The 12,079-nt window shown below is 46.3% G+C and carries 8 protein-coding genes; all 8 read right to left on the bottom strand.

Annotated features, from left to right (window positions below; genetic code table 11):
* Window positions 1-4 precede the first annotated feature (4 nt).
* The 8 genes from argC to pcrB all read right to left on the bottom strand — a co-directional run bounded on the left by argC (window position 5) and on the right by pcrB (window position 11,562).
* Window positions 5-1,039, bottom strand: coding sequence for an N-acetyl-gamma-glutamyl-phosphate reductase (argC, locus tag ACIGG7_RS00145; RefSeq protein ID WP_397548325.1), 1,035 nt, complete (start codon window positions 1,037-1,039; stop codon window positions 5-7).
* A 198-nt stretch (window positions 1,040-1,237) separates the two neighbouring features.
* Window positions 1,238-2,518, bottom strand: coding sequence for an isocitrate lyase (gene aceA, locus ACIGG7_RS00140; protein WP_397548324.1), 1,281 nt, complete (start codon window positions 2,516-2,518; stop codon window positions 1,238-1,240).
* 100 nt (window positions 2,519-2,618) lie between these two features.
* The gene (gene aceB, locus ACIGG7_RS00135; RefSeq protein WP_397548323.1) at window positions 2,619-4,208 is read right to left on the bottom strand and encodes a malate synthase A; all 1,590 of its coding nucleotides are present in this window, start codon (window positions 4,206-4,208) and stop codon (window positions 2,619-2,621) included.
* A gap of 339 nt (window positions 4,209-4,547) precedes the next feature.
* On the bottom strand, window positions 4,548-4,817 hold the full coding sequence (locus ACIGG7_RS00130; protein ID WP_224941844.1) for a DUF3949 domain-containing protein: 270 nt from the start codon (window positions 4,815-4,817) through the stop codon (window positions 4,548-4,550).
* 514 nt (window positions 4,818-5,331) lie between these two features.
* Window positions 5,332-6,483, bottom strand: coding sequence for a CamS family sex pheromone protein (locus ACIGG7_RS00125; protein WP_397548322.1), 1,152 nt, complete (start codon window positions 6,481-6,483; stop codon window positions 5,332-5,334).
* 15 nt (window positions 6,484-6,498) lie between these two features.
* Window positions 6,499-8,505 (bottom strand): NAD-dependent DNA ligase LigA, encoded by a 2,007-nt coding sequence (gene ligA, locus ACIGG7_RS00120; RefSeq protein ID WP_397548321.1) that lies wholly within the window; start codon window positions 8,503-8,505, stop codon window positions 6,499-6,501.
* A gap of 60 nt (window positions 8,506-8,565) precedes the next feature.
* Window positions 8,566-10,791 carry a DNA helicase PcrA gene (pcrA, locus tag ACIGG7_RS00115; protein ID WP_397548320.1) on the bottom strand — a complete coding sequence of 742 codons (2,226 nt, stop codon included), beginning with the start codon at window positions 10,789-10,791 and terminating at the stop codon, window positions 8,566-8,568.
* 84 nt (window positions 10,792-10,875) lie between these two features.
* Window positions 10,876-11,562: a heptaprenylglyceryl phosphate synthase gene (pcrB, locus tag ACIGG7_RS00110; RefSeq protein WP_224941840.1), complete on the bottom strand. Its 687-nt coding sequence runs from the start codon at window positions 11,560-11,562 to the stop codon at window positions 10,876-10,878.
* Between the last annotated feature and the right edge of the window lie 517 nt (window positions 11,563-12,079).

The raw sequence follows: 12,079 nt of genomic DNA, 5'->3' as shown, positions 1-12,079 counted from the left end.
CCTTTTAAGGATAAATTGGATAGTGATGAAGCCCGGTCGTTTCGTCTGCCCCTGTCATCACATTCATATTCTGAACCGCTTGACCGGCCGCTCCCTTGACAAGATTATCGATCACCGACACAATCGTTACCCGGCCCGTCCGTGGATCAGATTGGATAGAAAGGTCACAGAAGTTCGTACCGAATACTTCTTTCGTACTCGGGAATTGACCTGTAGGACGTAATCTTATGAAAGGCTTCCCTTCATAGTAGTTGTGGTAGAGGCTATGTAATTGTTCTGTGGTGTGGGCCTCCGTTAATTCCGCGTACATCGTCACCATGATCCCCCTCGTCATAGGGATGAGATGGGTGGAAAACGTGATCGGTCCCGCTCCACTGTCCCATATCTTCAACTGCTGCTCGATTTCAGGAGTGTGCTGGTGCTGATGGACTTTATAGATTCGTAGATTTTCCTGCGTCTCGGAGAAATGGCTGGATTGAGTTGCTTTTCTCCCGGCCCCGGATAATCCCGTTTTGGCATCGACGATAAAGGAATGAGGCTTCACCAAATGGTGTTGAAAAAGTGGAGCCACTCCCAGCAGTGTCGCTGTCGGGAAACATCCCGGGTTCGCGATCAAGTCCGCCTCACGTATGGTTTCTCGATTGATTTCAGTTAGTCCATAAACCGCTTTGTCGAGTAGTTGTTCGGGTGCCGATTCTCCTTTATACCACTCTTCATATTCGCCCGGTTCCTTTAAACGCAGATCTCCGGAAAGATCGATGATTTTTGCTTTTTTCCCGATAAGCTTCTGAGCGAGCTCCTTTGATACACCGGAAGGGACGGCTAGGAATACGAAATCAAGCTCTTGCATTTCCTCGATCATGATCGGTTTCACATTTTCAAGAGAAAGACCGATTAAATGCGGATACTGTTCCGCATAGGAAGTCCCTTCCAAAGAAGATGAATATAAAATGCATTCATTCACATTCGGGTGATTCGACAACAGGCGATACAACTCCACACCACCATACCCAGTACTACCAACTATACCAACATCCAAAACCATTCACCTCAGACTGTAAATTTAAATTAGGTCTAATTATATGAGTGTATATTAATAAAATCAATAGTATATTTATAAATTTTTAACTAAAGTTACTTTATTCACAAATTCACTCCGATAGTACTAGAACAAAACAAATAAAGGTCCGTCCCTCGCTATGGAGGGACGGACCTTTATGAGTATTTTAATAATATCTTAGAATTGTGCTGCCTCCGTTGAACCCTTCAGTGCCGTTGTAGAGGAGGTTCCACCTGAGATGACCATTGATACTTCATCAAAATAACCGGTTCCTACTTCACGCTGATGTCTTGTAGCGGAATAACCATGCTTTTCGCTTGCAAACTCTGCTTCCTGTAGCTGTGAATAGGCTGCCATACCGCGATCCTTGTAGCCTCTGGCAAGCTCGAACATGCTGTGGTTCAGCGCGTGGAAGCCTGCAAGTGTGACGAACTGGAATTTGTATCCCATTTTCCCGAGCTCGACTTGGAATTTGGCGATTGTTTCATCATCCAATTTCTTTTTCCAGTTAAAGGACGGAGAACAGTTATACGCCAGTAATTTCCCTGGATGTTCCGCATGGATGGCCTCTGCAAAAAGGCGTGCTTCTTCAAGATTTGGTTCAGACGTTTCACACCACACAAGGTCCGCATAAGGCGCATACGCAAGACCCCTCGCAATGGCCTGATCCAGGCCAGCGTTTGTGCGGAAGAAGCCTTCCGGCGTACGATCACCTGTAATGAACTGGGCATCATAAGGATCCACATCGCTCGTGATCAAGTCCGCGGCATTCGCATCCGTACGTGCAACGATTAACGTCGGAACGCCCATGACATCCGCTGCAAGACGGGCTGAGATAAGATTCTTAACTGCCGTTTGAGTAGGCAGCAGCACCTTCCCTCCAAGATGACCGCACTTCTTCTCAGAAGAAAGCTGGTCTTCGAAGTGGACGGCAGAAGCTCCTGCTTCAATCATCCCTTTCATTAGTTCGAACACATTCAGCTGACCTCCGAATCCAGCCTCCGCATCGGCCACGATCGGCACGAACCAATCGATTGATTCGTCCCCCTCCACATAATGAACCTGGTCGGCACGCTGCAGGGATTGATTGATTCGCTTCACGACAGATGGTACAGAGTTTGCCGGGTACAGACTTTGATCGGGGTACATATGTCCGGATAAATTGGCATCCGCTGCAACCTGCCATCCGCTCAAGTAAATGGCTTTCAGCCCGGCTCTTACCTGTTGGACCGCCTGGTTTCCGGTCAAGGCGCCAAGGGCATTGATGTAATCTTCTTCGTGAAGAAGGTTCCAGAGCTTTTCAGATCCGCGACGGGCAAGAGTGTGCTCGATGTCGATGGAACCCCTTAAACGAATAACGTCTTCAGCTGAGTAAGAGCGTGTGATCCCCTTCCAGCGTTGATCCATTTCCCAATTTTCCTGTAGTGCCGTTACACGTTCGTTCGTTGGTTTTACCATGTTATATCTCTCCCTTTTTTGGTTTTGTTTATTTATACATATCGATGTATATTCCCGTTGTCATTGTTCGTTCGTGATTGAGGTCCGTCCCTCTATCCCTTTAAAGGATCTGATAGCCAGGGATGGTTAGGAAGTCTGTAAATTGGTCGTTCTGGATGAGCTGGTCGAATAGGTCGACGGCTTCAGAGAATCGGCGTTCCTTGTATCGATCGTCTCCTAATTGGCTTTTGAGTTTCGTCAGTTCTTCCTGCTTCAGGTGTTCATAGAGTTCCATGGTGATGTTCCTTCCATCGTCAAGGACCCCTTTCGGATGACGGATCCATTGCCATAGCTGAGCCCGTGAAATTTCTGCTGTCGCCACATCCTCCATCAGATTATGGATCGGAGCCGCTCCCTGTCCGCTCAGCCACGATGAAATGTATTGGATGCCCACATTGATATTCAAACGGACGCCTTCTTCTGTTATCACACCTTGAGGTACCTCGAGAAGATCCTGTTCTGTTACTTCAAGACCTTTCAATGTCTTCTCATCAATCTGATTGGCCGTTTTCATCTCATGGTTGAAAACCTCCATGGCGACCGGTACTAAACCAGGGTGGGCAACCCATGTACCATCATGGCCATCACGCGCTTCCCTTTCCTTGTCTGTCTTCACCTTATTGAAGGCTTCTTCGTTCTTAACCGGATCATTCTTGACAGGAATCTGCGCTGCCATCCCACCTATGGCAGGAGCTCCTCTTCTATGACAGGTCTTGATTGTAAGCAGGGAATACGCTCTCATGAACGGCGCTGTCATCGTAACCGACGAGCGATCTGGAAGGACGACATTTTCCTGTTCCCGAAGCTTTTTGATATAGCTGAAAATATAATCCCATCTTCCACAGTTCAATCCCGCTGAATGCTCCTTTAACTCATAAAGGATTTCATCCATTTCAAATGCGGCCGTAATGGTTTCGATCAGGACTGTCGCTTTGATCGTCCCTTGGGGGATTCCCACATATTCTTGTGCAAAGTTAAATACATCGTTCCAAAAACGTGCTTCCTGATGACTTTCTAATTTAGGTAAGTAAAAATAAGGACCTTTCTTCGTAGAGGTTAAATGTGTCGCGTTATGGAAAAAGAATAAACCAAAGTCGACAAGGCTGCCGGATAATGGATTCCCATCCAGTTCAATATGTTTCTCTTCCAGATGAAGTCCCCTCGGTCGTACGATTAATACCGCGTGCTCCTGATTTAATTCATAACGCTTGCCATTTGTCTCGAAGTCTATTGTGTGGTGTACAGCATCTCTGAGGTTGATCTGTCCTTCTATGAGGTTCGTCCATGTAGGTGAGGTGGCATCTTCGAAACATGCCATGAAACATTTCGCTCCTGAGTTCAGAGCATTGATGACCATCTTCCGGTCAACGGGTCCGGTGATTTCCACCCTTCGATCTTGTAAAGCCTGTGGGATCGGTCCGACCTTCCATTCGCTTTGTCGAATCGATTCCGTTTCCGGCAAAAAGTGAGGAAGCTCTCCACTATTGATCCGTTCCTGCTTCTTACCCCTGTTCTGTAACAGTTCCTTGCGTCTGTCTCCGAACCGACGCTCCAATTGTTCGAGAAACTGTAAAGCTTCCGGAGATAAAATGTCCGCAAAGCCCGTCCTGATTTCCCCGGTTACCTTGATACCAACCATTTGAGTAGACATAGAACCTTTTCACTCCTTACGTGTATTAAACAAACCTTATTGTTATAATACAGATTATTTAACATGTTTGTATTGTATAACAGTTAACACAGATATGGAACACTTTTTTCATAAATTTCATTCGACATTTTTCGCAACCGTTTCAAACCGCCTCTGAAGAAAGGAAAGAAGGTCCGTCCCTCATCGCGTTAAAGCGGCGAGGGACGGACCTTCAGGCATACAGTTTGTTTTACAGCTTGTGCTCCAATTCGTGGATTCTCTTTTCTAATTTTTTATTTTGTTCAAGTACATGAAATGCAAAGGTAAGGGCCGTACCGGCCATTATAAAAGCGATGAAACTCATCGTCCTTCTCCTCCTCCCCTATTTTTCATTTTGTATAGGATATGAGCGATGATGTTGGCAGGGATAAAAAGGGGATTGGACTGAGCATTGTGGTGAAGAACCTGCTCCTGGACAGGCATATCCTCAAACATCTTCCCCTGTGATCGATTCTTTTTCTTTTCCTCTTCCATCGCTTTAATATAACGATACTGAATAGGGATCATGATTAGCGTGACAACAAATAGTACAAGGGCAACGATGAGTCCAAATAAATAATATCCGTTCATACTTTTCACCTCTTTTGGTCTATACCCGTTCTACGTAAGAAAAGGCCTGGTAGTTTCATTTTTTGTAAAGCTGTTATCGTTAACATTGTCGCTCTTGACGAAACGAGTGGTGGTTGATTTCCGCTCCAGGTGCTCGCTTTCCGCGGGGCTGGCGGTGAGCCTCCTCGGGCTTCGCCCTGTGGGGTCTCACCTGTCCAGCGTTTCCCGCAGGAGTCGAGCACCTTCCGCTCCAATCAACTTCAAAGCATAAGTTTTTTACTTCAATTAAAGTAAACTAATCAACTTCTCACCTGTTTTTCAGCACCATTTAGCTCTGTCACTAAGATCTTGTTTTTATAGCTGAGTAAAGCAGCTCCCCTAAGCCTTAGAACATTCTCGATGACAGAGTGTTTGCAAATCAAAGTCTTTACTAAAATAAATAAAGCCTTCGAGAAAATACCTACTTCTATAATTCGAAGGTCCGTCCCTCACTAAAAAAAGAACTAACCCTTATGCGGATTAGTTCTTTTTCTGTTTATTCATAGATGTGCAAATAGGTTTCTTTACTGCCCTGTTTTTTCACGATGAGGGCTTCGGGTCCGTAGGAAGAGGAGACGAGAAGTTCTACGTCCCAGCTGTCCGGGGTCTGTTTACTGATCATATTCTTGAGATGCTGGGCGAATCCGATGGTTTCAGCTTTTCCCTGGAACGAAAGGGCCACCTCGAATTCCATCTTGGATAGCTTCTGATTTTGATAGAGAGCTTGTCCCGTCAGTCCCGTGTAGACCGGGAAATACTTTTCAATGTCTGTTTTAAACTCATTAAAGACTTTGTAATCGTTCGGATGGTTGTCCTCGGCTTCAGGAGAAGGGAATAAATAATAATCTTCATTGATTCCTTTCCAATCTTGAATGCCGCTATCCTTCGGCTCCACCGTCGTATAAGCAAAGAAATGACCAGGGACGACCTGATCTTTAGGAGCCTGCTTGTAAAGAGAAATCATAATCGGGACATTTTGAAGTTCTTTTTTCTGACGAAGGCGCTTCAGGACTTCGTCTGCGATTTTCGCTCCCTGTTGTTTCAACACTTCATTGCTGATATTTTTGACTGTTCTGGTCCCATTTGACATATTGGTCTCATATTGAACAGAATTCAGGGATAGGGCGATGGCGACTCCACCGAGGCGCACCTTGTTGTCTTCTTTTTTCATTAGATAATTATGTTCAATCACATGAGCCAGGTAGATAGGGGCATTCTCTCCGCTTGATTGAACGGGATTCAGACCCACATTTTCAGACTCCTGAAGTCCTTTTTCCTTCAGTTGTTCACTTGTATACTTTCTTTGAAGCCAGCTATCCACCGTTTTCTTCGTCAGGAACTGGCCTTCTTTAAAGAAGTATTCTTCCGTTGAGAATCGATTCTGAGCCACCCGCAGCAAACCCTTTTCGATTTCATTGATATCGTATCTGGATCCCAGATCATTCACGACGACCCCCCGAGTATTACTCGTTTCATACGGAAGCATCGTCTTGTAGTATTCTTTCGAAATTTGGAAGCTTGGTATGATGGCCTTCTTCGCTTCGCTGTCCTGATTTTCCTGAACGACCTGATCCTGTTTCTCAAATGTCGGAGCGCAGCCTCCCAACAACAACAATGCGGAGAGTGCGACCGAAATCCCTTTTTTCATTCCTCGTTACACCTCTTATCGGTTAAGTTCTTCCATCAGCTTGTCCTCATCCCAAACTTCTATGTTTAACTCGTTCGCTTTCGTCAGCTTTGATCCCGCTTCTTCCCCTGCGATGACAAGATCGGTTTTCTTACTAACGCTTCCGGTAACTTTCCCACCGAGCATTTCAATTTTTTCTTTTGCTTCATTACGGCTCAACCGCTCGATTTTCCCTGTCAGCACAATCGTTTTCCCTGCAAAATAAGAGTCAACGTCACTTGCTGCTACAGGTTTCGGTCCTTTGTATTCGAGGTTTACCCCGGCGTCCTTCAGCTCCTGAATAAGTTCCTTTACTTCATCGTTTTCAAAGTAAGCGACAATGGCATCGGCCATTTTATCCCCGATTTCATTGACATTCAATAGCTCTTCTTTGCCTACTTCCATCAGCCTGTCCATCGAACTGAACTCCTGTGCCAATGTCTTGGCCGCTTTGGCTCCAACGTGACGGATTCCAAGACCGAATAACAATTTCTCCAGGGAATTTCCCTTTGACGTTTGAATCGCGTCTAACAGATTATCGACGGATTTCTCACCCATTCGTTCCAGTTGCAGGAGCTGTTCACGTTCTAATCTGTATAAATCGGCGACATCTTCAATCAATTTCTCCCTGAATAATTGGCTGATCACTTTTTCCCCGAGTCCATCAATGTTCATGGCATTCCTGGATACAAAGTGAATGAGGCCTTCACGGATTTGTGCCGGGCATTTCGGATTGATACAGCGGAGAGCTACTTCCCCTTCGAGCCTTACAAGCTCACTTTCACACTCAGGACAATGGGTCGGCATCAAGAACTCCTGTTCATCACCTGTTCTCTTGTCTTCCAGTACGTTGACCACTTCCGGGATGATGTCCCCCGCTTTCTTAATGACAACGTGGTCACCGATCTTGATGTCTTTCTCCCTGATCAGATCTTCATTGTGCAGCGAGGCCCGTTGCACGGTCGTTCCCGCTACACGAACCGGTTCAAGAATAGCTGTTGGCGTGACGACTCCGGTACGACCAACACTTAATTCAATCTCCTTCAACACGGTGACGACTTCCTCAGCCGGGAACTTGTACGCAATGGCCCACCTTGGGCTTTTCGCTGTCGTTCCAAGTTCTTGCTGCTGATCAAGGGAATCCACTTTGATGACGATGCCGTCTATATCATAGGCAAGATTCGGGCGTTCATCTGTCCATTTTCCGACAAATTCAATGACCTCTTCAATGGTCGCACAGCGTTTACGTTCAGGGTTTGTTTTAAATCCAAGCTCATCAAGCTTATCCAGTCCCTCACTATGTGAGTCAATCCCTGTATCACCGATATCGGCGAGGGCATATAAGAAAACGTCCAGATTCCGTGATGCCGCGATTTTTGGATCAAGTTGGCGTAATGAACCAGCCGCCGCATTTCGCGGGTTGGCAAATGGTTCTTCCCCTTTTTCCTCTTTCAGCTTATTTAAAGCTTCGAAAGACCCCTTCGGCATGAAGGCTTCACCGCGGACCTCGAAGGACATCTTTTCAGAAATCTTTAACGGAATCGAACGAATCGTCTTCAGGTTCGAAGTGATATCCTCTCCTATGGATCCATCTCCCCTTGTGGCCCCCTGGACAAACTTTCCTTCTTCATACCTGAGGGACACGGCCAAGCCATCGATCTTCAGTTCGCATACATAGGAGAAATCATCTCCTACCGCCTGGCGAACGCGGCGGTCAAAGTCACGGAGATCGTCTTCATTGAAGGCATTTCCAAGACTCAGCATCGGCGTTCTGTGCTCCACTTTTTCAAAAGATTCTAGAATGGTCCCACCGACTCGTTGAGAAGGAGAATCCGCAGATTTCAATTCCGGGTATTGATCTTCGAGCCCGATCAGTTCCCTGAGAAGCTGATCGTACTCGGAATCGGGAACGGAAGGCTTGTCGAGTACATGGTATTCATAATTGTATTGATTTAACAATTCGTGCAGTTCACTGACACGCTTTTCGGCTGATTGTCGATCCATTTCCACAACCCTTTCTTGCTTAATATTCAGTCGGTCGGAAGAGATTACCGTTCCGACACGTCACGCTTTTTCAATTGGAGCGAATTTGGCCAGGAGACGCTTGATTCCCATTGGACTAGGGAAGGCAATATCGAGCTCGACACTGTCTCCGGACCCTTTCACACTGACAACCGTTCCCGTTCCCCACTTCTTATGCTGGGCCTTATCCCCAACCTGCCACGCAACGGATTCTCCACCCGTAGTGGTTTGGACTGGACGTGAAACCGGCTTTCTCGGCGTAGGGCGCGATGGTGATTTCGAAGCTGACTTCCCAAATGGCGTGAAGGCACTCTTCTTTTCTGCCATCACATCGTCCAGCAGGTCTGCTGGAATTTCGCTGATGAAACGGGAAACCGGGTTCATCTTCGTTTGCCCGAAGAGTGTTCTCATCTGGGCATTCGTCAAGAAGAGCTGCTCTTCTGCACGGGTGATTCCCACATATGCCAAGCGGCGCTCTTCTTCCATTTCATCTTCTTCCATAAGGGAACGGCTGTGAGGGAATACCCCTTCCTCCATTCCCATGAGGAAGACAACAGGAAACTCTAAACCTTTGGCTGCGTGAAGGGTCATTAAGATGACAGAATCCTTCGGTTGGTCGTCTTCATCAAGCTTATCTATATCGGCAACCAAAGCAAGATCTGTTAAAAACGCCACCAAGCTCTTATCGTCGTTTGATTCCTCAAAGCTTTTTGTTACTGACAGGAACTCGTCCAAGTTCTCGAGTCTTGATTGGGACTCGATGGACTTTTCTGCTTTCAGCATGTCTGTATAGCCTGATTTCTCAAGAATTTCTTCTACCAGTTCCGTTACAGATAGATACTCTTGCATACTCGTATAGCCTTTCACCATCTCCATGAATTCAATCACGGCCTTGGTGATTTTAGGGCTGAGTCCGATGAAGTCCGCTTCTGCAAGCGCCCTGAACATGGAAATATCATGGTCTTGAGCGTAACGGGCGATTTTATCGATGGACGTGGCACCGACACCCCTCTTCGGTACATTGATGACACGCTGCAAGCTGATGTCATCATCAGGATTCGAAATGAGTCTCAAATACGCTAAAATATCCTTGATCTCTTTACGGTCATAGAACTTGATGCCGCCCACGATGGAATATTCGATATTCGATTTAAGAAGAACTTCCTCCATCACACGGGACTGGGCGTTCGTGCGATACAAAATGGCAAAATCTGAATACTTTCTCTTACCGTTTTCCATCATTTCTTTGATTTTTCCTGTGACGAATTGCGCTTCGGTCTGCTCAGTATCCGCCCTGAAATAGGCGATCTTCTCACCGTCATCATTTTCCGTCCACAGGTTCTTCGGTTTACGGTTTGAATTCTTCTGGATGACTTCATTCGCCGCCTGAAGAATCCTTTTCGTTGAACGATAATTCTGTTCAAGGAAAATGACGGTAGCTCTTGGATAATCCTTCTCAAAAGACAGGATGTTGGCAATATCCGCACCGCGCCATTTATATATCGACTGATCCGAATCCCCTACTACACAGAGGTTCTGGAAACGGGATGCGAGCAGTTTTACGAGCATATATTGCGCTCTGTTCGTATCCTGATACTCATCCACGTGTATATACTGAAACTTGCGCTGATAAAACTCCAATACTTCCGGTACACGTTGAAACAATTGAATCGTCGTCATGATCAGATCATCGAAATCAAGCGCCTGATTCTTTCGTAATCGCTTCTGATACTCCGTGTACACGTCCGAAACGACCTGGTCGTAATATCCCCCTACCTGTTTGGATAATTCTTCGGGTGTAGTCAGCTCATTTTTCGCAGAGCTAATTGATCCAAGAAGGGAACGGGGATCAAATTTCTTTGGGTCTATATTTTTTTCTTTTAAAATCGATTTAATGACAGACTGCTGATCTGTCGAGTCCAGGATCGTGAAGTTTCGGCTTAATCCGATCCGGTCAATATCACGGCGAAGGATCCGTACACACATGCTGTGGAAAGTGGAGATCCAAATGTTCTCCGACGCCCCTCCAAGGATGTTATAGATACGATCCTTCATTTCTCTTGCGGCTTTATTTGTAAAGGTAATCGCTAAAATATTATAAGGATTGACCCCTTTTTCCACCATCAAATACGCAATCCGATGCGTCAACACTCTTGTCTTCCCTGAGCCTGCCCCTGCCATGATCAGTAACGGCCCCTCAGTCGCCTTCACCGCTTCAGCCTGCTGCGGATTCATTCCATTCAACAATCGATCAGTCAAAAATTGCATACTCTCTCACCACCATAACGAACGTACGTTCTATATTTGTATTTCAATTATATCTCATTCTAGGACGGACCTCCAGTAGGATCCTTATCCCTTCACAGCTTTTACCGTTTTCAATGCTTCCTTTACGTTGTCATATACAACATTCCCAACCACTACAACATCAGAAACCGCGGCCATTTCCTTCGCCTGCTGTACGGATTTGATGCCGCCTCCATAGAATAAAGTCGTGTTTTCAAGGGAATCTTTTACTTCTTTCACGGTTTCTACATCCCCATATGTACCACTGTATTCCAGGTAAAAGATCGGCAGATTGAACATCCTTTCTGCCATCATGGCATAAGCTGCCGCGTCTTCACTTGAAATGTCTGTGTTTGCTTCCGTTACTTGTGCTGCCTTGCAGTCACGGTTCAATATACAATATCCCTCTACCAGGATTTCGTCCCAATTCATGATTTCTCCATATTCCTTGACCGCCTGGTGATGTAATCCCGTCACCCAGTTCATATTCTGACTGTTCATCACCATGGGAATGAAATATAAATCGAAGCCCGGAGTAATCGACTCCAGATTCGACACCTCCAGAATACAAGGAACCGTATATCGTCTCACTCGTGCCATCAAATCAAGAACCTTTTCAAGGGTTACACCGTCCGTTCCCCCTACGATAATCGCGTCTGTTCCTGATTCACATACTGCTTCTAAATCTTCATCATCTATTGTCTTATTCGGATCTAGTTTAAATACATGGCGCCACTCTTGGACATCATACATGCGCTGTTCCTCCATTCATACATCCATCTAACGTATTATATCATTTGTGTGAAACTGTCGCATTACCTTCAAAAGCGGAAGCGGCTCGCCCAGAGGCGACAAGCATAAGATGAACCTGCCGGGAAGGCGTTCTTTGCCTTTTTGGCAGATTCATCTTATGACCTCGAGCCTCTAGCCGCTGGAGCTGGATGACACAAAAAGCGGAGGCGGCTTGCTCAGACCCGACAAGCATAAGATAAACCTACCGGAAAGGCGTTCTTTGCCTTTTTGGTAGGTTTTGCTTATGACCTCGAGAGGCTAGCCGCCGGAGCTGGATGACACCAAAAGCGGAGGCGGCTTGCTCAGACCCGACAAGCATAAGGCGAACTGGCCGGAAAGGCGCTTTTTGCCTTTTTGGACAGGTTGACTTATGACCTCGAGGGGCTAGCCGCCGGAGCTGGATGACACCAAAAGCGGAGGCGGCTTGCTCAGACCCGACAAGCATAAGGCGAACTGGCCGGAAAGGCGCTTTTTGCCT

Source organism: Rossellomorea sp. NPDC077527, from assembly GCF_044542955.1.
GTDB classification, from domain to species: domain Bacteria; phylum Bacillota; class Bacilli; order Bacillales; family Bacillaceae_B; genus Rossellomorea; species Rossellomorea aquimaris_E.
Note: the sequence above shows the minus strand (reverse complement) of the source record. Positions and strands in the feature narration are given on the sequence as shown.